Here is a 23394-nt window from a genome sequence, read left to right on the forward strand (position 1 = left end):
GAGTGGTAACTTTGTGGAAGTGGGAAGCAGAAGGTAAGGCAAAAGGTGTTATCGTTCTTGTACATAACGCATATGAACATCATAGAAGATATGTATGGCTCATACAAAAATTTCGAAGTGACGGCTTTCATGTCGTAGCAGGAGATTTACCTGGTCACGGCAAAGAAAATGTTGAAGTGCATGCTGAGGCATTTAGAGACTACCGTAGATTTATCAAAAAAATGATCCGTAGCGGTTTAGATGATAATTTGCCTGTGTTTTTATTTGGACATGGATTGGGTGCTACGTTCTTACTACGTTTATTACAGATGGAACGAATTGATTGTGCAGGAGTCATTTGCACATCGCCTTGGCTACATCTAGAACATCATCCGCCGATCCGTGCGAAAATGTTTACAAAGTGGTCTCAAACGATGACATTGGATCATGAAATCACGCCTGAACTTCTATCACGCAACCCTGAATTCTTGGAGCAATATGCGGAAGATCCAATGTATGTATCCATTGTGACGGGCGGCTGGTACCGCGAGTTACAGACGCTTATGAAATCAGTTATGCAACCTGATCTAATTATCCAGGACGTACCATTATTACTGCATACGGGGGAAGCGGATCAAATCACCAATACCGATTACACACGCAAGTGGGCATTCGCACAAAATCTATCTGAACTGCAATGGAAACGATGGAAAGATGTTGAGCACGATGTCATCCAAGCACCTGAGCAAGAAGGGATCTATTTATATACACTATCATTCATCCATAATGTACTTCACTCGCTAGGATATATTATCGAATGAAATAAGGTCGTGAACATATGAGAGAACGTCTGTACATAGGTGTGGCTGGGGCTTTTGGAGCGAGCACAAGGCTGCTGATCGGTCACCTGTTGATCGTCAGTGCTTCTTTTCCTATCGCTACATTCTTAGTGAATATGATGGGTACGTTTATACTTTGCTACATAGTGGAACGTGCCCGTCTTTTGGGTAGTCTTAGCTCTCTAGCAGTGACAGTGATAACTTCAGGATTCCTTGGTGCATTTACGACGTTTTCAGCGGTCAGTGTAGAAACAGTTGAATTGCTAAGTGATGGATTTTTTGGACTTGCTGTTACCTACGTCTTTAGCAGTTTATTAGGTGGACTAGCTATGGCGGCGCTTGGCTTTTCATTGGCTAGGAGGTTAACGGTATGATCTGGCATTTCATAGCAGTTGGTTGTGGCGGATTTATAGGGGCGCTATTGCGTTTTGAGGTATCTTCTAAGCTCAATCGAAAACGTATGCCATATGGAACGCTACTTGTTAATTCAATTGGAAGCTTCTTCATTGGTTGGATTATAGGTTCAAATCTTTCACTCAGTTGGACGTTGTTCTCTGCAACGGGTGTGGCTGGCGCTTTAACGACCTATTCTACGTTAATGAAAGAGATTTGGACGTTCTGGGCTGGAGGTCAAAAGCTCCAAGCTATTTGTTATACACTTGTAACGTTCATAGTGGGGATAGGCTTGGCCTTTTTAGGTTTTAGCTTATAGAAAAGAGGTTCTGATGAGTAAGAAAACGACATCCAAAGTGAAACAAAATAAACGCAAGAAAATGATTACATCATTCTTGATTGCTTTAGGGGTTGCGATAGTTGCAATATATTTCCCAGAACTATTTGAGGATGAGGAAAAAGAACCGAGTCGTCAAGGTCTTATACCTGTTGAATTAGTCAAAACAATTGACGGTGATACGATCAAGATTATGTATGAAGGTAAAGAAGAAAATGTACGGTATTTATTAATTGATACACCAGAAACGAACCATCCCCGTCTTGGCAAGCAACCTTACGGGCAGCAAGCTAAAGTGCGTAACCAAGAGCTACTGCAAAAAGGACGTCTTGAAATCGAGTTTGATGTAGGCGGAAAATACGATAAATACGGTAGATTGTTAGCGTATATTTACATAGACGGCAAGAGTGTGCAAGAGCAGTTATTGAAAGAGGGATTAGCGAGAGTCGCTTATGTGTATCCACCTAACACACGGCATCTGGATGCATTTGAAAAAGCGGAGCAACAAGCCAAGAAATCTGGCATAGGGATCTGGACGTTGGAAGATTATACAACAGACCGAGGTTTTGATAGTGAGAAATATCCCGCTGATTCTGTGAAGATACCTGTCTATGGTGAAACACAGGATTTCAAGAATTGTACAGAACTGCGTAAGGTATATCCGAAGGGCGTTACGAAAGGACACCCTGCATATAAAGAACATCTAGATGGCAATAGTGACGGACAAGCTTGTTAGAATAGAAATACGAAGTAAGTACGAGGAACGCATTAGCGAACGCTTTCCATTTACGGGTAACGGGCGTAGCATTTTTGTATATAAATGCTAATAAAAAAATGAAGGCAAATCCTGTTTATTAAGGAATTGCCTTCATTCTTTTTTTTATCAAAACACTTCATTATAATTCGTAAACTCCCGCAATGCACGTTCTTCAGCGGGAATACGAACGGACAGCATCCAGATGTTTAGTATTAAAAATAGACCCGCTGTGAAGTATGCACTGAATAGTAAAGGTAAGACAATCAGTTCAGTTGTGACAATGACATAGTTCGGGTGGCGGATCCAGCGGTAAGGTCCTTTTTTCCGTACGTTCGCTCCTGGTAGTATGAGAATTTTAGTGTTCCAAAACTTCCCTAATGATAACAGACACCAGACACGCAGAACTTGCATCAATAGGAAGACTGCAACAAAGGCACCTGAGAATGGTGATAAGGGACGGTTGAATAACAGAACTTCGATTAGCAAGGAAATGAAAAATGCCGTATGCATCAGAACCATCCATTTATAATGGGATGCGCCGATTTCTATTGCGCCTTTACTGCGTATCCACTTTTCGTTACGATTAGCGATGACTAATTCTACTAATCGTTGCATAACGACGATGATAAAAACAAACAGGAAGAGCCTACCCATTTCACTGCCACTCCAACAACAGTAGTTCTCCACAGAAGCCTGGACCCAGTGCTGCCATTAACCCGTATTCCCCTTTAGCAGGCTGCTGCTCGATGAAATCTTTGAGTACGTAGAGCACAGTAGGAGACGACATATTCCCATGATATTGCAATACTTTTTTCGACGTAGCGGTTTGCTCTTGATTCATATCCAAGGCTTTTTGATAAGCATCCAATACTTTTTTACCGCCTGGATGGGCAACGAAATGCTGTACGTCTTCCATTGACAGATCATGATCTTCTACGAATTGATGCACGAAGGGTCCTAACCAACTCTTGATAACGTTTGGAATACTCTTTGAAAAGACCACATGCAAGCCATCATTTTTAATGTCCCAGCCCATCACGTCCTCTGAATTGGGCATGAAACGTGAAGATGTTGCACGGATATGCGGCATCGGACGAGTGCTTTTAACGGTAGACTGTTCTCCAGAAACAAGTGCGCAAGCAACACCATCGGAAAATAATGAAACACCGACCAAGTTACTTTTCGACACATCATCCCGTTGAAACGTTAAGCTGCAAAGTTCTATAGCCAGAACGAGAACATTCGATTCAGGATAAGCTTTACAGTAATCAAAAGCCCGACTCATACCCGAAGCCCCACCTGCGCAACCAAGACCCCAAATAGGGATACGTTTAATATCATGTCGAAATGGTAATTCATTAATAAGACGGGCATCGATACTTGGTGTGGCAATACCACTACTTGAAACAAAGAATATCGCGTCTATTTCAGCAGCATTCACCGGACGTTCAAGCGAAGTCGTATTGTTGAGACATTGTTCGACTGCTCGTTTGCCAAGAGTCACGGCGTGCTGAATGTATAAGTTGTTTTTTGTTTCAAAATCATGTGGCTCCGCATACCATTCCAACGGCATACATACTTGTCGTGAATCAATTTCACCGTTTTGGAACACTTTCAACAAGCGATCAATATCTTTAAATGAATCCGAAAATAAAGAGCGGGCAAATGTCATAGCCTCTTCCTGTGGTAAATCAACAGGCGGCCTAACGGTACTGACAGATTGAATAATTGGCATAGGGTTACCTCCGATAAAATTAATAGCGTGCGCGAGCAGTAAATTATGGCGTAGCTTCTCGTAAACTATATGCAATGGAAGTGAAGGACTTGTCTTAAAGATAGAATTAAGTATAGTAGATTAATTTCCTATTCCATCTTGCAGTACTTCGACCATGCAAAATGGATCGGGCGTTGTCATGCTATCCCACTATTCCCCTTTTAAGGTAGCAGAAAACTATAAAGTGTTAGATGCGTTGTGCAACCACTAAGGAATCATGCCCGTTTCTATTACGTATCACTTTTATGGTAAACAAAAATCGTATAAACTGATTATGCAAGAAATTTTGAAAGGGGAGATAAGTTATGAATGTAATCGATACTAAGAAGCAGCTAACTGAGAAGAAAAAACATATTGAAAAAGTGGCGGATGTCGACAATGCAATCTTGATGAATATTCAATTGCGTGCAGGTGAGGAAGTGGCAGAGCATGATGCGAATAAAGAAGTATTCATCATTGTGCGAAAAGGAAAAGTACGATTCACAGTGGAAGGCGAGCCGATTGATGTAACGCCAGATAATGTCTTGCATATGGTGCCGCTAGAAAGACATAGTTTGCATGCGGTAGAGGATTCAGACGTTTTAGTTATTCAAGTAAAGCCGTGAAGATAATAAACAGAGACCGCAAGTAGTACTTGTAGTCTCTGTTTATTATGTAGACTAATTTAAGGCTGAATTGTTTTACATAATTCACGCAAACTGGAAACGAATCCTTCATTCTGTTCAGCAGTTCGTTTTTTGGGGCCGCGTAAACGACCTCCTGCTCGGCGGATTTTCTGTGCTTTATGACGTGCTGCAAGTAATTGATCAATATTGTCATTTGTAAACCATCTACCGTTCTGATCAAGAGGCAAACCTTGTTTCGCTAACGCCATAGCAGCCAATCCATAGTCTTGAGTGACGACGATATCCCCCTTTTTTATACGGTTCACTAATACAAAATCGACTGCGTCGGCACCTTTGGAAACAGTAATCGTCTCAGCGCCTTCCCGATGCATTTCATGTGCAGTGTCACATATTAATACACAAGGTAGGCCGTATTCTTTCGCAATTCCGATCGTTTCATGAATTACCGGACAGCCATCTGCATCCACTAAAATCGTTGTCACGTTATCCCTCTCCTCCTACTTCTTCTAGTAGGTTTAGTATAGCAAATATCGGGAAAGATAAGTAAAAACATGAGGTTGAGGTGATGAAATGGCTGATTTATCAAAAGAACAACGAACTACTGCAGAACAACGTGAGCAATATGGACGCGAAATAGATGCAAAGAATGCTGCCATGGAGAACGTAGAAGTGCCACTTGAAACCAAAGCATTAGCAGATCACGAAATTCCACCACCGTTGACAGAAGAAGAAGTAAGAGCTAAAGTCGGTAATCAAAACTACCGAAATGCGACTGAGGATAACGCACCTACATCAATAGGTAGCTAATAAAGTCATGCAAAAAAAGGGACATCACGGATGTTCCTTTTTTTTTGCGTTAACCGTTATTAATGAAACCAACCTGTATAGCAAATCGTATGTATACGATACAACTACATAACGGAGTGATGAAAAATGAATGAAGGATATTTCGTGGGATGGGGTACATTAGCTTTAATTAATGCAGTATTGGCACAGGGAAAAAACAGAAGTGGATTGAACTGGTTTATCTTATCTTTGTTTTTAGGACCGCTAGCAACGCTCTTCTTAGCGCTATCAGGTAAAAAGTGATAAACTATTTAGGAAACCGAAATAGTGGAGGGAGCTATTATAACTATGCAAATCAATGTAGAAATTTTATTTTCAACAGATGGACAAATAACGAAGAATCTGTTGGTAAAGCAATTTGTCGACAATCAAGCCGAGGAATTTTCCACGTTTGTACATGAGGGAAAACAGCTAGTCGTTATAAAAAATAAAGAATGGAAAACAGTAGATGCAATTCGCAGTATTGCAGGTGAAATCTCTCGCAAGCTCGCGGCACAAAAGGTACATTCTGCTTCGATTCAAGCAGATCAGCTAGCGCAAAAATGGTCGTCTGTAGACGAAGCAGTCACGGCTTTCGTCGAAGGATGGCACCTTGGCGCCTATAACTTTGACCGCTACCAATCTAAAAAGGCGAATCCTGTCACTACATTAGATGTAAAAGGTGCAGATCAAGCAGCAGTCAAATCAGGAGAAATACGTGCTGCCGCTATGGCGTTTTCTCGGGATTTGATGAATGAACTCTCTGATGTATTGAACCCAGAGACGTATCCAGAAGTATTAAAAGACCATTTCAAAGGAACAAAAGTGAAAATCAATGTACTAGGTAAAAAAGAAATCGAAGAACACGAAATGAACGGCGTATTAACAGTTTGCCGTGGCAGTAAGTATGAGCCCTCATTTGTTGAGATGACTTTGCAGACAGATGCGTCAAAACCACTCGTGGCTCTTGTCGGAAAAGGCGTAACGTACGATTCAGGCGGTATTAGCTTGAAGGGCGGACGCGATGACAGTGACATGCGTATGGATATGGGCGGTTCAGCAGCTGTCAGCGGTGCATTATCACTACTAGCTCATTCAGATGCAAAAGTGAATGTAGTCGTGCTGATTCCAATGGTTGAAAATACACCTGGACCCGACGCTGTAATGCCGGGCGAAGTGATTCAATATAAGAACGGCATCAGTGTACAAGTCGGTAATACAGATGCAGAAGGGCGTTTGATTTTGGCTGATGGATTAATTCGGGCAGGAGAATTAAATGCTGATTACACAGTCGATATCGCTACATTGACCGGCGCGGTTGTAGCTGCTCTAGGTACAGAAGTCGGTGGAGTCTTTGGCGATGAAGAGTTGTGTTATAAACTGAAGAAAATCGGCGATCAAAACGGCGACTTTGTTTGGCCACTTCCACTAGTGGATGAGTATGAGGAATCACTTGACAGCGCCTATGCTGATTGCAATAATATAAGTTCTTTAACTGTGGCAGGTTCGATCACGGCTGGTCTCTTCTTGCGTAAGTTTGCTCCGAAGAATAACTGGTTGCATGTGGACATGGCAGGTGTCATGGATAAGCAGAAATCGAAGGGGTATTACACAAAATCTGCAACAGGTTACGGAGCACGTTTGCTTGCGGATTATGCAGTGTCGTTGACTAAATAATATCAAAAGAATGTCCTAGAAGTAACGATACTTCAACGGACATTCTTTTTTGTATGTTTGATTACAGGGAGTTAGCATTGAAGAGTTACTACTATTTGTAAAGAAATTGATGCTCTAACTGGAGATATTTTCCTGAGGGCGCGGCTTGAGCCTTCTCATCATAAGTGCAACGAAATGCTCTACCGCTTTGACTTCGATTTAATCTCTCATAAAAACAACGAAGGGGAGGCGAGTCCTGCTAGAATGATTAACAAAGATACCGATGCGATAATTGCAGGTTTCATAAATGCTGGTTCTTCCTTCACTAGCTCCTTGATTGCATAAATTATTGATATAACAAAAACGAATGGCCATACGAACCATGTCCATAGATAGAGAATACTTAAAAGCTTCATGATGCTAATAAACATAGATATCACTCCTTACTTAAGAATAATTGTTCACTGGAAAAAACGAATAGTGTAAAAGATAATATGCTCATTACTTCTGTTTCCCCTAATTTACAAAATTCACACTTCTTGTAATGAAACATTTAACAATTATTACGATTTATCAAGTTAACAAATAAAGGGAAGTATGTACTTGTGAATAAAATTGCTGCTGCCCCAAAATGGAAAAAAGATGCGTGAGGAAAAAATCCCCACGCATCTTTCATTATTTACATAGAACTACTTCACGCGAAAAAGTACCTTTGCGAGCAAGACAACGATCTACTATCTCAAATCCAGCATTTTCGAGCATTTCGTCCATATTCTCAATTGTGATGATTAAACAGCTTTTTGAAAAACGACGAGCTTCTTTCAAAATCTCGAGTTGACCTTCTGCAGTAATATGTGTAAATAAATTATACGGCATGTCAATGATCGCCACATCGTATGCTTCGTCGACATCGGCAATTGGACCTATTGTGACATTGCCTTTCAGACCGAAGTAGTCGATATTTTTTCGCGAACCATAGACGACGAGTGGATTAATATCACGACCTTCAATAGGTATCCCCATAGATAGTGCTTCAACAAGGACAGTTCCAATTCCACAGCAAGGATCGATGACGCGTTTCCCTTCAGGGTGTGGCACTGCGATATTGACGGCGGCTCTAGCTAAACGGGTACCCAGCGCAGTAGAGTACATGTGCGGCTTCTGTTGGTGCACATGCCAGTCAGAAGAACTATAAAGTAATTTCCCTGCGTACCAGTGATTATCCAATTTCATAATGCCAATGAACACTTCCGGATGATCGAGTTCTGGTTCACCGTTAATCTGTAATCCTATGGTGCGCTCAATGTCACGACGAGTATCATGACTAATTTTAGCTGTTTCCGCAAGCGTTATATCGTTCAAGCAGACTGTTTTAAATAATTGATCGATCTCCAATTCAGAAGCTTTGTCAGCTAGCAATTCCAAGCTGTCCGCATCCAGTAAGACTTCGAGTCGTGTTTGTATGAACGGACTTCGTGACGGGTCAACCGCAATATCACTTACGATCACGTTATCCTTTACGTCCTGGCCGAAAAAAGCCCGCATTTCCATCCGACATAATTCTTTTTCATCACGGTGTCGAATATACGTGTAGATAAACTGCAATGCCATCAGCTATTTGCTCTCATTTTATGCAAATCATCCAGTACTACATATAGAAGTTGTAATGCATCTTTTATGGACATCGCCTCATCAAATCCATTAAGAGAATCAAACGGAACATTCAATTCCCAGAAACCTTCGTTATCCGAAAACGAAATACTAAAACCATTTAAGTTGTGCTGAAGTTTTTCCTCAATAAATGTACGAATTAGTTCGCCTTCTTTTTTCTTGCCTTGTAAACCAAATAACGCCATATACGTTTTGAAAATATCGTCCACTTCAAGTGCTAGCGAATCAACTTGGATTTCATCAAATTCAGGTGACTCGACAAAAAGAAACTCAGCTATATTAGATTTCAAATACGAGATGGGTTCGTGTGAAAAACGTTCATCCGCAATACGTACTGCTTCTTCTGTTTCTTTTCCACATACTTCTATTGTTTTAATTGTTAATGTCCTCATTTTTTCACTCCTCATTAGTAAGTATACCGGATTGTTTTTCGGGATACCACGGATTTAAGTGAATTAACACTTCGTCGACATCTTCATTTTTTGCCATGATCAAATTACGTAATCTACTCGAAATAACATGACCTTCTTGTATAGTTAAATCACCACTGACACCGATACGAATATCCACCAATACGTAATGACCATGTTCTCTTGCACGCAAGCGATCAATTCGTTTCACTTCTGGAATGGAGTGAATCAATTCTTCAAAAGCGACTAATCGTTCATCGCCTACACTTTTCTCCATTAATATATCAATACTTTCCTTACCGATATCGATAGCAATTTTTAAGACAAGAATCGAGACGATAATACCTGCAATGGGATCACCGTATGTGAGTAGCGGCAATGCGTAAGCATCTCCAACTAAAGCAAGTCCAATTCCTACCACTGCGGCAAGTGAGGCATAGACATCTGCCAAGTGATCATAGGCCGTTGCGATCAGGCCTTTACTGTTCTCTGCGGTACCGATTCGAATGGTGTAGACATAGAGTATATATTTCCAAATTAGAGACACAATCGCAGTGATTAAGGCAATTTTACTCGCTTTAGCAGGATCTTCGAATAAAGCCATTATAGCTTCGAAAGCAATATAGATTGCGGCTAACCCCAAAATAATAGCGACTATGCTTGAACCAATAACTTCCGCTTTGCCGTGTCCATACGGATGATCTTCATCTGCGGGACGTTTTGAAATTTGCATGGATGTCAGTGCAGCGGCAGAAGCTACCACATCACCTGCGTTGTGGAAACCGTCTGCGAGTAAAACAGGACTTCTGAAAACAAATCCGACTACTAGTTTTAATACAGTCAAAATCACATTACTCAATAAACTAATCCAGATAGCTAAAATGGCAGAAGTAGAATGTTCGCGTATATGAATTGTCATAAAAGTTTCCCTCCTCTAAGAGTGTTTCCTACAAGCAACAAAAAAACCTCGCTTAGCTTAGGCGAGGTCATACGTAATTTTAATTGTTGGATTGGGACAAAGTTTCTCATTGTCATCACTCATTCATTTATAGTTCAATTATTATCCCATAAATATACGGTTTATGCAAGCAGACACAACATTACTCAAAGTAGAAAAAATTCGTCCACTGTGTCAAAATAAAAGAATAGATCTGATGCAAGTTGGCAATAGGGATAATCAGTATACAGAAATACGAATAAAAATACACGTTGAGAGGAATGATGAATAATGAAACTTTGGGGCGGTCGTTTTAGTAGCAAAGCAGATAAGATTATGGAGAAATTCAACAGCTCTTTGCCTGTTGATTATCGTCTATTCAGAGAAGACATCGCAGGTAGTATTGCACACGTAACGATGCAAGTACATTCAGATTTACTGTCACCCGAGGAAGGCGAATTACTTGTAAACGGCTTACAGTCGATTTTGGCAGATATCGAATCGGGCGAATTACAAATTGAAGGTAATTATGAAGATATTCATTCATTCGTTGAAATGAATCTAACAGAGCGAGTAGGAGAGACAGGCAAGAAATTACATACAGCGCGTAGTCGAAACGATCAAGTAGCTGTCGATATGAGGCAATATGCGAGAAATCAAACTTCTGTCGTCATAGACGCGCTTCAGGTCCTAATCGATTCACTTGAGTCAAAGGGAAAAGCTAACAACGTTATTATGCCAGGCTATACGCATTTGCAACGCGCACAAGTTGTCACTTTTGGACATCATTTGGGCGCTTATGCACAAATGTTCAAACGCGATAAGAAACGTGTGCAAAATGCTGCCGAGATTTTGAATGAAAATCCACTTGGCTGTGGTGCACTAGCTGGGACGACACATGATATTGATCGTCAAGTGACGACTGCATTACTAGGGTTCGATAAACCGGTTGATAACTTCCTTGACGGGGTCAGTGATCGCGACTACTTAGTAGAATTGATGTCCGATTTCTCCATCATAATGATGCATATGAGCCGTTTAAGTGAAGAACTGATTCTCTGGAGCAGCCAAGAGTTCCGTTTCATCACCATCTCAGATGCCTATTCAACAGGAAGTAGCATCATGCCACAGAAGAAAAATCCGGATGCAGCAGAACTGATCCGTGGAAAAACAGGACGTGTATATGGCTCTCTATTCGCTTTACTCACGACGTTGAAAGGATTGCCATTAACCTATAATAAAGACATGCAAGAAGACAAAGAACAATTCTTTGACGCACTTGATACAGTTCTGGATTGTTTGGAAATCATGTCTAAAATGATCGATACTCTACAGGTAAATGCAGATCAAATGAAAGCAGCGATTAAAGGTGGTTTCCTAAATGCAACAGAAGTGGCAGACTATTTAGTCGCAAAAGGTATGCCATTCCGTGATGCTCATGAAGTGGTCGGAAAAATTATTCTTTATTGTGAACAGGAAAACAAAGCGATTGAAGATCTAACAGTGGGGGAACTCAAAAAGTACAGCGATCATATCGATGAGGATATCTACGAATACATCGATTATGAAGCAATTATTTCAAGAGGTAACAAAGGATTGATGAAAGAACAGTAATTCTAGCAAGGAAGCCATTTTTTTACTGGACACTAGAGAGTACTTCCTAAGTAAAACTAAACATTAATTAGCATGTAAAAAGCCTACGGAATATCCGCAGGCTTTTTATTATTCAACACGGGGCTTACCTTGAGCAGAAGCGACTATAAATCCTACCGCGCCAAACACGATTGCAGGCAAAATCCAGCCAATACCTTGTTCATATAATGGTAGGAATTCCAAAATATATGTAACCGGTACCAGATTGACATTGAATGCACGTAACACATCGAAGAATCCAATAAGACCAGCCGCTAGTAAACCGTAATTATACACTTCATGATAGCCTTTAAATAACGGATGTAACAATCTGAAAGTTATGAGGACAATGGCTAGAGGATACACTCCAACTAGTACAGGAATGGAGACTGCAAGCAATTGCGTGAGGCCGACATTCGCAAGTATCATAGAAAACGAACAAATAATAAACACGAATGCTTGATAGGAAATCCTAGGTACGACTTTGGAGAGGTATGTAGCACTAGCGGTTGTCAATCCAACAGATGTTGTTAAGCAAGCTAGTGTTACTGCAAGTCCAAGTAGGTATAATCCGTTATTACCCATCAAAGCATATGCAAGTTTTGCTAAAATATCTCCACCGTTCGTTGCACCTTCTGCTACAGAGCGGCTCGTCATCCCTAAATATGCTAATCCGGCATAGACAAAACTCAGCCCGAGTACTGCGATGGATCCTGCTTTCATCGTAATGGAAGTGATTGCTTTTCTGTCGGTAATACCTTTTGCCTTCACGGCATTAATTACGATAATAGCGAAGACGAGCGCTGCCATTGCGTCCATTGTTCCGTAACCTTCAATAAATCCTTTGTAAAAGTAATCTTCTACATAAGATCCTTGTGGCGCGCCTGCTTCACCCACTGGGTTGATCATTCCAATCACGACAATAATCGTTACGATAGCTAGCAATATTGGAGTTAAAATACTTCCGAATCGATCGACAATTTTATTCGGCTTACAGGAGAGCCAAATCGTCACTGCAAAAAATAAAATCGAAAATAGCGCCAATGCCAACCTAGAATACGAATCCGGCATAAATGGGGAAACCGCAATTTCAAATGAAACAGTCGCTGTACGAGGAACTCCGAAGAACGGTCCAAGTGCTAAATATATAACGAATGGGAAAATCATGGCGAATAAAGGCGATGCTCTTCTGGCTAAATCATTTAATTGATTGCCACTCATAGTTACTGCAATTATGCCTAGATAGGGAAGACCGACTCCCGTTATTAAAAAACCAGCCAGTGTAATCCAGGTTTGCGTTCCAGCTTGTTGACCAAGTAACGGTGGAAAAATCATATTTCCCGCACCGAAAAAGAGAGCGAACATCGTCAGCCCCAGTTTGAACGTATCGAATTTTGTAAATCTATTCATTTGGAATTCCTCCTGAGGTACTTTGAAAAGTGTATGTATTTCGATTATTAATGGCATTTTAATGAAAGGTGCCCATAAAAAAGGATTCTCCTAAGAGAATCCTTTATAAGATTACCCCATAATGTGGTAGCCAGCATCTACATAGATGACTTCACCTGTCACACCACTCGATAAATTACTTAGCATCGCCACGGTCATATCCGAAACTTCTTCAGGTTTAACGTTACGTTTTAATGGCGCACGTTCCTCAATTTGACTGAGGATTGTATTAAAGGAAGGAACACCTTTTGCGGACAATGTACGAACCGCTCCGGCAGAGATCGCATTTACACGAATGTCTTGTTCACCTAGCTCGGATGCTAAATAGCGTACTGATGCTTCAAGTGCGGCTTTTGCAACACCCATTACATTATAGCCTTCAAGAACGCGTTCTGCGCCTAAATAACTCATCGTAATGATCGCTCCACCTTCTGTCATATAATGACGGGCTTCACGTGCTGTTGCCACCAATGAATAGGCACTGGAATCTTGCGCGAACGCATATCCATCACGGGTCGTTTCCACGAATGGATTATGCAAGTCTTGTTGATGTGCAAATGCAATGGAGTGAACTACCCCGTGGATCACACCAACTTGTTCGCCAATCGTTTTGAAAGCCTGCTCTATACTTTCATCACTATTCACATCACATTGAACAATTTGCGTGGCTGTAAATTCGCTTTTAGCCAATGCTTTTTCTAATTTATCACGAGAGCGATCTTTACGGTATGTGAAAATGACATTCGCACCAACTGAGAATAATGCTTTTGCTACTCCCCAACCAATACTACGTTCATTCGCAACACCCATAATCACAATGTTTTTACCGGATAATTTTAATAAATCTACCATAATAGCCTCCTGAAATCTTATTATTCATTTGATCATATTATACTCTCCATAATAATAACATATAGTGAGGAAGAAGTTATAGATTTTCTAAAAGAAGGGAAATAGAATCGGTAAATTAACTGTTAATAAATAAAAATACAGTTGACTTTATAATTATACATACGTATACTTGTCTGTAATGAATAAAGAGGTGATGACGTTGAAGGTTGGAATCGTAGGAGCGTCTGGATACGGTGGCCTAGAGTTAATACGGTTACTACAAAACCATCCGGAAATTGAACAAATTGATTTATTCACTTCCTCAGAAGTGGGGACAGTCTTTTCCCAAAAATATCCACATCTCGTGAATATTCACGATCAATCGATGAAAGCTATAGAACCTGAACATATTAGCAAGTTAGATACGGTGTTTTTCAGTACACCAGCTGGCGTAACAACTAAGTTACTTCCACCATTGGTGGGTGCAGGTGCTAAATTAATTGACCTATCGGGAGATTTTAGACTGAAAGATCAAGCGGCTTTTGAGCAATGGTATCAAAAAGATGCACCGCCACTTGAACACTTGGAGAAAAGTGTATATGGACTTCCTGAATGGAATAAACATCATATTGCCGATGCGGAAATCATTGCGAATCCAGGGTGCTACCCGACAGCAGTTCTACTATCTTTACTTCCGTTATTGAAAAATAAACTAATTGATGGTAGCCGATTAATAATCGATGCGAAAAGTGGTGTATCTGGTGCGGGGAATAAGCCAAGCCAAGCTACACATTTCAGTGAAACGAATGAAAATTTCTCTATATATAAGATTCATCAGCATCAGCATATACCAGAAATTGAGCAAGCAATGAATACATTTGCTGATCAGCCGGAACCCATTATGTTCACTACGCATCTGGTTCCTATGACAAGAGGTATCATGACGACGAGCTATGCAAAAGTAAATGGACAAGTAACGCAAGAACAGCTTATAAATTGCTTGCAAGAGACATATAAAGATAGTCCGTTTGTTCGGATTTTGACAGATGTGCAAAAGGTTAGCACAAAACAGGTATATGGCTCCAATTATTGCGATATACATGTCAAAGTAGATCCACGCACAAATCAAGCAACGATTATAGCGGTCATTGATAATGTGGTGAAAGGCGCCGCGGGACAAGCTATACAAAATATGAATATCCAATATGGTTTAAATGAAAAAACAGGAATCGATCTCATTCCATTATGGATTTAAACAAGTAATTTGAACACAAGAATTGAGGGGAGCACGATTATGGAAACTATCGAAGGTATGAAGCGCATCTCGCGTAAAAATATTATCTCACCAAAAGGGTTCAAGGCAGTCGGCATTCACTGTGGGCTAAAGCATAAGAAAAATGATTTAGCACTATTAGTCAGCGAAGTGCCAGCGAGTGTTGCGGGTGTCTTCACAACGAATGTAATCCAGGCAGCTCCACTTCAAGTGACAAAGAAAGTTGTCTACGAAACTCAAAAAATGCAAGCGATTGTTATTAATTCTGGTAACGCAAATGCATGTACTGGAAAGCAAGGCATGCGAGACGCAGTGAGTATGCAACGTAAAACTGCAGATCACCTAGGTATTGACCAAAATCTTGTAGGGATTGCGTCAACAGGTGTTATAGGTGAACAAATGAATATGGCGCCTTTACTCTCTGGTATTGAAAAACTTCAACCGTTGGATACATTAGAAGGTTCCATTCAATTTTCCCAAGCAATTTTAACTACAGATACCGTAACGAAAAACACTGCATATGCAACGGTGATTGATGATCGTGAAGTAGTAGTTGCGGGTGTTGCAAAAGGTTCGGGAATGATTGAACCGAATATGGCGACGATGCTAGGTTTCATTACAACCGATGCCCATATCGAGTCAGAACATTTACAAACAGCATTAAAAGAAATTACGGATGTAACTTTCAACTCCATTACAGTAGACGGTGATACATCAACGAATGATATGGTACTCGTTATGGCAAACGGACTTGCGGGTAATCATTCATTAACTCCAGATCATCCCGAATGGCAATCTTTCGTCGATGCATTGCATGCCGTATCACGTGATTTGGCAAAAATGATTGCTAAAGATGGAGAAGGTGCTACCAAATTAATCGAAGCAAAAGTGACGGGTGCAGTTTCCGATGAACAAGCGCGTCAAATTGCAAAATCTGTTGTAGGCTCACCACTTGTCAAGACGGCAGTATTTGGCTGTGACGCCAACTGGGGGAGAATCATTGCGGCAGTCGGATATAGCGGTGCGACAATAGATCCTGAAGATATCAAAATCTATATCGGTGACACTGTAGTAGTAGAAAGCGGGGAACCTATTCCGTTTTCAGAAGAAGAACTGTTGATTTATCTTAAACAACACGAAGTAAAATTTGCAATAGAACTAAACCAGGGAGCTGGTCAGGGAATGGCATGGGGGTGCGATCTTACTTATGACTACGTCCAAATTAACGCAACATACCGCACGTAAACGACAGGTTATTAAACTAGGTGGCAGTATGCTAGACGAGTTAAGTGACGATTTTTTTCAGGGTGTGAAAAAATTACAGCAAGATGGTGTTCAAGTGATTATTGTTCATGGTGGAGGACCGAATATTAATCAAGAGCTTGAAAATCGTGGAGTCACTTCGACTGTAGTTAAAGGATTCCGCGTTACGTCTGCTGAAGCGATTGGTATCGTCCAGTCAATCATGATAGGTCAAGTAAATCCAGCGCTCGTACACCGCTTCAATCACGCAGGAATCAATGCGATTGGATTAAGCGGGTTCGATGCGAACTTATTTACATGTGATGTCCTGGATTTTGAAACGTATGGTTATGTGGGAGAAATAAAAACAGTTGAAACAGAAGTCTTGGATGCGCTACTAGATGCAGAAATTATTCCTGTTATTTCTTGTATCGGTGCAACCATTTCTGGAGAACCATTGAATGTTAATGCGGATACAGTCGCGAGTCGAATTGCATTAGCTGTCGAGGCAGAAAGTTTATTATTAGTTACGGATACATCGGGAATCCGTATTCAAGATCATCCTCAGGCAGAAGTAGGACCTCAAGCTATTTATGACTGGATCCAAACGGAAGATATCTACGGAGGAATGATCCCGAAAGTTATGGCGGCTATCGATTGTCTAGAAGCGGGTATTCCATCTGTACAAATTGTCTGTCAAAAATTAAAAGGCACGGTCATTACCAATGAGGAGGCAATCGTGTGACGTATTTATTCAATAACTATGCAAGACGCGCGGTACATCTCGTAAAAGGAAATGGTACCGTAGTAACAGACGATAAAGGGAAAGATTATTTAGACTTTACTAGCGGGATCGCAGTCGTCAGTTTAGGTCATGCTCATCCTGCGATTGTTAAAGCATTACAAGAACAAAGTGAAAAGCTTTGGCATATTTCCAATTTATTCGAAAGTCCAGAGCAAGAAAAACTTGCTGAATCATTGACAAGAAATACAGATCTGTCATATGCATTATTTTGTAACAGTGGGGCCGAAGCGAATGAAGCTGCGATTAAACTAGCACGCAAACATACAGGCAAGCATCATATCTTATCGTTCAAACAGTCTTTCCACGGGAGAACATTTGGGGCAATGGCGGCTACCGGTCAAGATAAAATCCAAAAAGGATTCGGTCCGATGCTTGAAAGTTTTGAAGCATTGCCGTTTAATGACCGCGAGGCTTTGAAACAAGCGACGAACGATAACGTGGCTGCCATTATGCTAGAAGTCATCCAAGCGGAAGGTGGAGTGAACTCTATCGAACCGGCTTTCGCTGAAGCGATTATGGCTGCTTGTAAAGAACATCATATTCTACTCATTATCGATGAAGTGCAGACAGGAATTGGACGCACAGGAACTCGCTATGCTTATGAGCAAACTGCATTAAAACCTAATATTGTGTCACTTGCTAAAGGTCTTGGTGGCGGGTTCCCTATTGGTGCAATGCTAGCTAGTGAAGAGCTGTTCCATACATTCGGACCTGGCACACATGGTACAACCTTTGGGGGTAATCCATTAGCGATCTCAGTTGCCCAAACAGTAGTCGATCATGTATTTGATTCAGCATTCTTAAAGGATGTTCAAGAAAAGTCTGCATATCTGAAGCAACAACTCCAATCAGAACTACCAAATGATAAATATTCGATTCGTGGTAATGGCTTATTAGTTGGAATTCATTCAAATAATGAAATCGGTTCATACATCCAAGAAGCCGAAAAACAAGGCTTGCTCCTTGTACCTGCTGGAACGAATGTCATTCGTCTATTACCACCACTGACGGTTTCAAAAGAAGAAATCGACCAGGCAGTGGCGATATTAAAGAATATATTAATTTAATAAATATTTGAATTAAAGTAGTCTGTGAACTGCTATTCAGTTAACAAAAGATCTCCCTTGAAGTCTAAATGCTTCAAGAGAGATCTTTTTTGCGTGGGTGTAAGTTCAGGTCGGATGTAAACTAATTACAATTCAAACATCGATGAATAGCAACCAGTAATAACTACGTCCTTGCTGACTATACTACTCCATTACACTTATTCCTTTAAAAGTTTTTCGAAAGAAAATCATATCCATTTTTCGAATTCTTTCTATACAAAGAATTATTGCTCAGGTATAGTTAAGGCAAAACTACCTAAGAGAATGGAAGTGTCCTAGAATTGAAAAAGATAAGTGCAATAGTGCTAACGATGATGCTAGTCCTATTGACAATCCCAACGAACCCACTTGCCACCGTCTTCCAAGACGTACATCCTCAGCACTCAGCAGCTGAAGAAATACAATACCTAGTTGAAAATGATATTATCATAGAAAAACCGAACACCAAATACCGTGTAAACGAACCCATCACACGTCTCGAAGCCTCAGGAATGATCCGACGCGCACTAAAAATCTCTGTAGATAATAGACCTGAAGTAAAACTGTCAGACGTAAAGCAGTCTCACCCACATTACGCACTGATCGCCACAATGGTCGATGAAGGTATTTTTATGGGTAACGAGAAAAATGAATTTCAACCGTATGGCAATTTGAAACGTGGACAGATGGCAGCGATATTCGTTCGGGCATTCAACTTGACGGGTAATTCGACATATCGATTCCGTGATGTACCTGCAACATACTGGGGGTTATCCGATATACAAAAATTATCTGTAAATGCCATTACGACAGGCTATTTAGATAACACTTTTAAGCCGAATCAAACATTAACACGTGGGCACTTTGCAGTATTTCTTGCGCGAATTCTTGAGCCAGACTTCAGAGAACAATCTGCTTGTTATAAGCCGAGTAATACGCCAGTGCAAACAGTAAATGTTCCTGTTACAACACTGTGGAAAGAGCCAGGAAAATCGCGAACAGTGGATGCTTACGCAATAAATAAATCGCCTGATATCACGAAATGGGTTGCCCAGATGAGTGTGCGCGAAAAACAATGGCTAGTAGGTAAATTAGAAACTCAAGCACTATATGGTCAAACAGTAAAAGTCCTGCAGACAAAAGGTGACTGGGTTCAAGTGGTAGTAGTAGACCAAAAGTCTCCTAAAAACGCAGCGGGTTATCCGGGGTGGATGCTGAAAAATCATTTGACAACAGTATATCCTAACTATGCAACATGCGACACAGCCATGGTGACAACTAAATCAACCACACTTACAATGAATGAAAATAGTCAGCAGCCTTTTCGTTCAATTAGCTTCAATACAACATTGCCTATAGTAAACGTCCTGGATAATAAACTTGCTGTTCAGACACCTGCTGACGGAGTGAAGTATATTGATAGAAGTGCGGTGAAGATCATAGGAGCGGATGGTGTCATGCCAAAGCCAACAACACAGCAAATCATGGAAACAGCCAAGCTTTTTGACGGATTAACGTATCTATGGGCAGGAACTTCGGGATTTGGTTTGGATTGCTCTGGATTCACGTACTCTGTCTATCGGCAGCATGGTATTGATATACCACGTGATGCATCCGTGCAAGCACTGAATGGAACGTTGGTACAGAAGAAAGATTTACAACCCGGTGACCTACTGTTCTTTGCCTATAATAAAGGAAAAGGAATCATTCATCATGTAGGGATGTACGCGGGGAACGGACAAATGATCCATGCTCCAAATCCCAAACGGACTGTAGAGATCATTCCAATGACTGCGGAACCGTATAAATCAGAATATGTTTCAGCTAGAAGATATGTAAAATGAGGAAAACGTACAGACAATGATGTCTGTACGTTTTTAGTGTCTCGTACTTTAATGAAAGGCATATACACGAAAAGCTAATGTAAAAATAGAATGAGTAAAGTAGTACATCCATGAGGAAGTAATATGTTACCAAACAAGATAGGATATACTTTTTGATATCCAAATATTACGAATGATCACATTTCAAAAAAGAATCATTAAGACCTTTCTCATAATTTATGATATAGTAATTATATAGTATAAAAGGACCTAAAGAGGTGACGTGATTGGAAAAGCTTTTAAGAACATCTTCTGCACGTAATGCGCTTAAAAAAGTAGAACGGGTCACAAAACGCATTCAGCCATTAATAGAAAACGAACAATCATTTACTTTGAATTATCAAGTACTTCATCAATTATTGGATGAACAGCTGGAAGAAGATGAATACTTTGTCATTGTGGATGAAATGGGTCGAAGCTATATTCATACTAATCGGTTATGGGAAGGTACAGTATTTTCCGATGCCATTGGCTTGCGTGCTGCAAATACAACCAAGCCGTTACTGCAAGTGTATGATAGAAAATCCGGTGAGCGACTTATCGATGCGGCTATGCCGATTATTCAAGTAGGAAACAGGCAATTCACACTGCGATTAGGCAGAATAAATCATCAGAGATTTATTCTATATGGAGCGACTTTAGCTGTTGTATTGCCGGCTTTAGCCATGGGGACACTTGCGAATATATTTAATCTATCTATCCTACAGGTCATTGCATTTGTTAGTATGTCTTTACTTCTTTCGGGCATTTTCACATCTGTTCTCTATATGATGGTCATGAAAGGTGTACGGTCTTGGCGTAAAGTCACAAGAAAAATCTCATCTGGTGATCTAACAGCCGAAGTGACTGAAAGATCTCGATCTGAATTTAATCAAATTGGTTTTGAAATTAATAAAATTGTTATCGGTACAAAAAATATCGTCACAGAACTTGATCGCTCTTCTGAAATAGTAGATCGAATTAGTGAAGTGCAGGCTTCTGAAGCGGGTCGATTATCAAATGTCTTCACTTCATATGGTGAAACTATGCAACATTTCCAAGGGGGAACAGAGCAACAACTATCTTCACTGCAATCTGCCAATGCAATGGTTCAAACGATGATGGCAGGAATTCGAGAAATGGAATTGCGCATACAGCAAACACTTTCCAAGTCCGAAAATGCGTCGATTGCTGCAACAGAAGGTAGTCAAGCAATTGAAGAAACAGAGGAAAAGATGCGGCAAATCAATGAAGCCGTTCACGTATCTTCACGAAAAATTATGCAGGTCGCTGAGGATATCAATCAAGTCATTCAAAAAGTTTCTCTTATTACGAAAATCGCTGAACAAACGAACTTATTAGCACTCAATGCCTCCATTGAAGCAGCAAGAGCCGGAGAAGCGGGGAGTGGATTCTCAGTCGTGGCAAACGAAGTTCGTAAACTGGCAGAAGAAACGAATGCATTCGCAAACGATGTTGTGCGAACGTTAGAACAAACAAATAACGAAGTGAAAATCGCCGTTCAACATGTTGAATCGAATGCGGATACTATTGAGGAAGGTGTCGAAATCGTCAAAGTAGCCGGTCAATCCATCCACTTGATGAATGACGCCGTGATAGATACTAAATCAGCTGTCACAAGCAATAGCCTTCACGCGGAAGAATTAATTAAAGACGGTGAGCAAATCGAAAAAATCATTGAGCAAATTACTAAGATCTCTGAACAATTCACGGAAAGTGTCATTCAAACAGTAGCGGGTATGGATGAACAAGTAGAGGGAATCCAGCAGTTGGCAAGTGATGCCGGCAAACTAACAGACGAAGCAACAGCGTTAAGTCGTATCGTCCACCGCTTCACGTTTTAATCTTTCATCTATAGTGCAAATGGAAAATCAGCAAATTAAAAACAAAGACCCAATCCAAGAATTTGGAATGTGTCTTTGTTTTTTGGTTCAATTAATTATAGTAGATCTCTCACTTTGAATTAAACACTAGGCTGCATACTATGTTTTTTATATTGACGCGCCTCATCTTTGCGCTTCTGCTGTATACGGAGGAATATATTATTTCCTAACAGCGCTGCAATAATACATACCGTACCAATGTAATCGAAAATAGTTAACTGATAGCCTTGTATATATGAAATGACCAGCGTGGTCACCGGCACAAAATTAATAAACAATAATCCATTCAATGGAGACAAGATGCGTACTCCAACATTCCAACCTACTAATGCAATAACACCTGGAAATACAATCATAAACAACATATGTGGTGTTACCACTTGCAATGTTTCCACAGTGGGGACAGAAATATAACCTGTCAACGTTACGAAGAATACCACTATACAAGCAGTTACTGTACCAAGTAAACAGCTTAACGTAGAATAACGTAATGCGGACCATTCACTAAATCGATTTCCACCCATCGTATAAATCACCCAGCCGATTACCGCGATGAAGATTAGCAATGAAGGCACAATGTCATCTGTTGCTGTCAAAAACGTACGTAAGTCACCTTTTGTGATGACAAGCATGACACCGACAAATGCAGTAAACACACAAGTGAGCGTGAAGCCATGTGGTTTATGTCTACTAATTACCCATACATTGACAATAGAAATCATTGGCATCATGGCCTCTGAAATAGAAGCCACCATAGTCCCGGGTTGTCCCATTAGATCTTGTCCCCAGAAAATAAAGAGGTTATAGACAACGAATGCCATCGTGCCGAAGAACCAAAGGGATAATCCCCTCTTTTCAAAGCGGAAAGCTTGTGTTCCTTCTCTAAACCAGAGTATTACGACAAGCAAGAATGTTACTGAAATATAACGAATTAATGTGAAATAAAACGGGTCGATATTTTTGAATGCACTATTGGCAACTGGGAACATTGCTCCCCAGGACACACTGGCTATAAAGCACAGAAACGCTCCCCAGATAATTTTGTTTTTCAACTGCTTAACCTCCTTGAAGTACTACCTCTAGTAAACACTATATTAGACATCACGT

Annotated in this window: 25 protein-coding genes; 15 read left to right on the forward strand and 10 right to left on the reverse strand. The window is 40.6% G+C overall.

Features of this window, described 5'->3' with window-relative positions:
• The first annotated feature begins 2 nt into the window (after positions 1–2).
• From CSV60_RS09185 to CSV60_RS09200, 4 genes are read left to right on the forward strand one after another with little or no spacing between them, the layout of a single operon-like run.
• Positions 3–800: an alpha/beta hydrolase gene (locus CSV60_RS09185; RefSeq protein WP_099631384.1), complete on the forward strand. Its 798-nt coding sequence runs from the start codon at positions 3–5 to the stop codon at positions 798–800.
• A gap of 17 nt (positions 801–817) precedes the next feature.
• Positions 818–1192 carry a fluoride efflux transporter FluC gene (locus tag CSV60_RS09190; RefSeq protein ID WP_099636769.1) on the forward strand — a complete coding sequence of 125 codons (375 nt, stop codon included), beginning with the start codon at positions 818–820 and terminating at the stop codon, positions 1190–1192.
• The gene (locus CSV60_RS09195; RefSeq protein WP_099631386.1) at positions 1189–1530 is read left to right on the forward strand and encodes a fluoride efflux transporter FluC; all 342 of its coding nucleotides are present in this window, start codon (positions 1189–1191) and stop codon (positions 1528–1530) included. The genes CSV60_RS09190 and CSV60_RS09195 overlap by 4 nt, the downstream gene beginning before the upstream one ends.
• 13 nt (positions 1531–1543) lie before the next feature.
• A complete protein-coding gene (locus tag CSV60_RS09200) occupies positions 1544–2284 on the forward strand; it encodes a thermonuclease family protein (protein ID WP_099631387.1) in 741 nt (246 codons plus the stop codon).
• Between the two features lie 147 nt (positions 2285–2431).
• Here CSV60_RS09200 and CSV60_RS09205 read toward each other — a convergent pair whose 3' ends face one another.
• Both CSV60_RS09205 and CSV60_RS09210 read right to left on the reverse strand, forming a co-directional pair.
• A complete protein-coding gene (locus CSV60_RS09205) occupies positions 2432–2959 on the reverse strand; it encodes an isoprenylcysteine carboxyl methyltransferase family protein (protein WP_099636770.1) in 528 nt (175 codons plus the stop codon).
• 1 nt (position 2960) lies between these two features.
• Entirely contained in the window at positions 2961–4040 is a 1080-nt protein-coding gene (locus CSV60_RS09210) for a type III polyketide synthase (RefSeq protein ID WP_099631389.1), read from the reverse strand.
• A 344-nt stretch (positions 4041–4384) separates the two neighbouring features.
• Here CSV60_RS09210 and CSV60_RS09215 point away from each other — a divergent pair, with 344 nt between their 5' ends.
• Positions 4385–4684 (forward strand): cupin domain-containing protein, encoded by a 300-nt coding sequence (locus CSV60_RS09215; protein ID WP_099636771.1) that lies wholly within the window; start codon positions 4385–4387, stop codon positions 4682–4684.
• A gap of 59 nt (positions 4685–4743) precedes the next feature.
• Here the strand turns inward: CSV60_RS09215 and CSV60_RS09220 are convergent, their stop codons facing one another.
• Positions 4744–5187: a YaiI/YqxD family protein gene (locus tag CSV60_RS09220; protein ID WP_099636772.1), complete on the reverse strand. Its 444-nt coding sequence runs from the start codon at positions 5185–5187 to the stop codon at positions 4744–4746.
• 88 nt (positions 5188–5275) lie between these two features.
• Between CSV60_RS09220 and CSV60_RS09225 the strand changes: the two genes are divergently transcribed.
• From CSV60_RS09225 to CSV60_RS09230, 3 genes are all read left to right on the forward strand, one after another.
• Positions 5276–5512, forward strand: coding sequence for a hypothetical protein (locus CSV60_RS09225; RefSeq protein WP_099636773.1), 237 nt, complete (start codon positions 5276–5278; stop codon positions 5510–5512).
• Positions 5513–5638: 126 nt separating this feature from the next.
• Positions 5639–5794 (forward strand): hypothetical protein, encoded by a 156-nt coding sequence (locus CSV60_RS15960; RefSeq protein WP_169535198.1) that lies wholly within the window; start codon positions 5639–5641, stop codon positions 5792–5794.
• 45 nt (positions 5795–5839) lie between these two features.
• Positions 5840–7207, forward strand: coding sequence for a leucyl aminopeptidase family protein (locus CSV60_RS09230; protein WP_099636774.1), 1368 nt, complete (start codon positions 5840–5842; stop codon positions 7205–7207).
• 206 nt (positions 7208–7413) lie between these two features.
• Here the strand turns inward: CSV60_RS09230 and CSV60_RS09235 are convergent, their stop codons facing one another.
• From CSV60_RS09235 to CSV60_RS09250, 4 genes are all read right to left on the reverse strand, one after another.
• A complete protein-coding gene (locus CSV60_RS09235; RefSeq protein ID WP_099636775.1) occupies positions 7414–7617 on the reverse strand; it encodes a hypothetical protein in 204 nt (67 codons plus the stop codon).
• 244 nt (positions 7618–7861) lie between these two features.
• Positions 7862–8797 carry a TRM11 family SAM-dependent methyltransferase gene (locus CSV60_RS09240; protein WP_099636776.1) on the reverse strand — a complete coding sequence of 312 codons (936 nt, stop codon included), beginning with the start codon at positions 8795–8797 and terminating at the stop codon, positions 7862–7864.
• Positions 8797–9249 (reverse strand): protoporphyrinogen oxidase, encoded by a 453-nt coding sequence (locus CSV60_RS09245; RefSeq protein WP_099636777.1) that lies wholly within the window; start codon positions 9247–9249, stop codon positions 8797–8799. Before CSV60_RS09245 ends, CSV60_RS09240 begins: the two co-directional genes overlap by 1 nt.
• Before the next feature lie 4 nt (positions 9250–9253).
• Positions 9254–10186: a cation diffusion facilitator family transporter gene (locus tag CSV60_RS09250; RefSeq protein ID WP_099636778.1), complete on the reverse strand. Its 933-nt coding sequence runs from the start codon at positions 10184–10186 to the stop codon at positions 9254–9256.
• 309 nt (positions 10187–10495) lie between these two features.
• Here CSV60_RS09250 and argH point away from each other — a divergent pair, with 309 nt between their 5' ends.
• Positions 10496–11818: an argininosuccinate lyase gene (argH, locus tag CSV60_RS09255; protein WP_099636779.1), complete on the forward strand. Its 1323-nt coding sequence runs from the start codon at positions 10496–10498 to the stop codon at positions 11816–11818.
• A gap of 108 nt (positions 11819–11926) precedes the next feature.
• Here argH and brnQ read toward each other — a convergent pair whose 3' ends face one another.
• Both brnQ and CSV60_RS09265 read right to left on the reverse strand, forming a co-directional pair.
• Positions 11927–13246, reverse strand: coding sequence for a branched-chain amino acid transport system II carrier protein (gene brnQ / locus CSV60_RS09260; RefSeq protein ID WP_099636780.1), 1320 nt, complete (start codon positions 13244–13246; stop codon positions 11927–11929).
• A gap of 111 nt (positions 13247–13357) precedes the next feature.
• Positions 13358–14137: an enoyl-ACP reductase FabI gene (locus CSV60_RS09265; protein ID WP_099636781.1), complete on the reverse strand. Its 780-nt coding sequence runs from the start codon at positions 14135–14137 to the stop codon at positions 13358–13360.
• Positions 14138–14330: 193 nt separating this feature from the next.
• Here CSV60_RS09265 and argC point away from each other — a divergent pair, with 193 nt between their 5' ends.
• The 6 genes from argC (at position 14331) to CSV60_RS09295 (ending at position 22248) form a co-directional block, all read left to right on the forward strand.
• Positions 14331–15371 (forward strand): N-acetyl-gamma-glutamyl-phosphate reductase, encoded by a 1041-nt coding sequence (gene argC / locus CSV60_RS09270; RefSeq protein WP_233189590.1) that lies wholly within the window; start codon positions 14331–14333, stop codon positions 15369–15371.
• Positions 15372–15410: 39 nt separating this feature from the next.
• Complete coding sequence (gene argJ, locus CSV60_RS09275) at positions 15411–16634, forward strand: bifunctional ornithine acetyltransferase/N-acetylglutamate synthase (protein ID WP_199171270.1); 1224 nt, start codon at positions 15411–15413, stop codon at positions 16632–16634.
• Complete coding sequence (gene argB, locus CSV60_RS09280) at positions 16597–17376, forward strand: acetylglutamate kinase (protein WP_099636782.1); 780 nt, start codon at positions 16597–16599, stop codon at positions 17374–17376. The genes argJ and argB overlap by 38 nt, the downstream gene beginning before the upstream one ends.
• Positions 17373–18503: an acetylornithine transaminase gene (locus CSV60_RS09285; protein WP_099636783.1), complete on the forward strand. Its 1131-nt coding sequence runs from the start codon at positions 17373–17375 to the stop codon at positions 18501–18503. Before argB ends, CSV60_RS09285 begins: the two co-directional genes overlap by 4 nt.
• 320 nt (positions 18504–18823) lie before the next feature.
• On the forward strand, positions 18824–20365 hold the full coding sequence (locus CSV60_RS09290) for an NlpC/P60 family protein (RefSeq protein ID WP_099636784.1): 1542 nt from the start codon (positions 18824–18826) through the stop codon (positions 20363–20365).
• 266 nt (positions 20366–20631) lie between these two features.
• Complete coding sequence (locus tag CSV60_RS09295) at positions 20632–22248, forward strand: methyl-accepting chemotaxis protein (RefSeq protein WP_099636785.1); 1617 nt, start codon at positions 20632–20634, stop codon at positions 22246–22248.
• Between the two features lie 119 nt (positions 22249–22367).
• Here the strand turns inward: CSV60_RS09295 and CSV60_RS09300 are convergent, their stop codons facing one another.
• Entirely contained in the window at positions 22368–23339 is a 972-nt protein-coding gene (locus tag CSV60_RS09300; protein ID WP_099636786.1) for a DMT family transporter, read from the reverse strand.
• Positions 23340–23394 lie beyond the last annotated feature (55 nt).

This window comes from Sporosarcina sp. P7 (assembly GCF_002743425.1).
In the GTDB taxonomy this organism is placed as follows: Bacteria; Bacillota; Bacilli; order Bacillales_A; family Planococcaceae; genus Sporosarcina.

What these genes read in the sequence shown, in the direction of transcription:
- CSV60_RS09190 (WP_099636769.1), top strand. Translation starts at nt 818, where the DNA reads ATGAGAGAACGTCTGTACATAGGTGTGGCTGGGGCTTTTGGAGCGAGC.
- CSV60_RS09195 (WP_099631386.1), top strand. Translation starts at nt 1,189, where the DNA reads ATGATCTGGCATTTCATAGCAGTTGGTTGTGGCGGATTTATAGGGGCG.
- CSV60_RS09200 (WP_099631387.1), top strand. Translation starts at nt 1,544, where the DNA reads ATGAGTAAGAAAACGACATCCAAAGTGAAACAAAATAAACGCAAGAAA.
- CSV60_RS09205 (WP_099636770.1), bottom strand. Translation starts at nt 2,959, where the DNA reads ATGGGTAGGCTCTTCCTGTTTGTTTTTATCATCGTCGTTATGCAACGA.
- CSV60_RS09210 (WP_099631389.1), bottom strand. Translation starts at nt 4,040, where the DNA reads ATGCCAATTATTCAATCTGTCAGTACCGTTAGGCCGCCTGTTGATTTA.
- CSV60_RS09215 (WP_099636771.1), top strand. Translation starts at nt 4,385, where the DNA reads ATGAATGTAATCGATACTAAGAAGCAGCTAACTGAGAAGAAAAAACAT.
- CSV60_RS09225 (WP_099636773.1), top strand. Translation starts at nt 5,276, where the DNA reads ATGGCTGATTTATCAAAAGAACAACGAACTACTGCAGAACAACGTGAG.
- CSV60_RS15960 (WP_169535198.1), top strand. Translation starts at nt 5,639, where the DNA reads ATGAATGAAGGATATTTCGTGGGATGGGGTACATTAGCTTTAATTAAT.
- CSV60_RS09230 (WP_099636774.1), top strand. Translation starts at nt 5,840, where the DNA reads ATGCAAATCAATGTAGAAATTTTATTTTCAACAGATGGACAAATAACG.
- CSV60_RS09235 (WP_099636775.1), bottom strand. Translation starts at nt 7,617, where the DNA reads ATGTTTATTAGCATCATGAAGCTTTTAAGTATTCTCTATCTATGGACA.
- CSV60_RS09240 (WP_099636776.1), bottom strand. Translation starts at nt 8,797, where the DNA reads ATGGCATTGCAGTTTATCTACACGTATATTCGACACCGTGATGAAAAA.
- CSV60_RS09245 (WP_099636777.1), bottom strand. Translation starts at nt 9,249, where the DNA reads ATGAGGACATTAACAATTAAAACAATAGAAGTATGTGGAAAAGAAACA.
- CSV60_RS09250 (WP_099636778.1), bottom strand. Translation starts at nt 10,186, where the DNA reads ATGACAATTCATATACGCGAACATTCTACTTCTGCCATTTTAGCTATC.
- argH (WP_099636779.1), top strand. Translation starts at nt 10,496, where the DNA reads ATGAAACTTTGGGGCGGTCGTTTTAGTAGCAAAGCAGATAAGATTATG.
- brnQ (WP_099636780.1), bottom strand. Translation starts at nt 13,246, where the DNA reads ATGAATAGATTTACAAAATTCGATACGTTCAAACTGGGGCTGACGATG.
- CSV60_RS09265 (WP_099636781.1), bottom strand. Translation starts at nt 14,137, where the DNA reads ATGGTAGATTTATTAAAATTATCCGGTAAAAACATTGTGATTATGGGT.
- argC (WP_233189590.1), top strand. Translation starts at nt 14,331, where the DNA reads ATGACGTTGAAGGTTGGAATCGTAGGAGCGTCTGGATACGGTGGCCTA.
- argJ (WP_199171270.1), top strand. Translation starts at nt 15,411, where the DNA reads ATGGAAACTATCGAAGGTATGAAGCGCATCTCGCGTAAAAATATTATC.
- argB (WP_099636782.1), top strand. Translation starts at nt 16,597, where the DNA reads ATGACTACGTCCAAATTAACGCAACATACCGCACGTAAACGACAGGTT.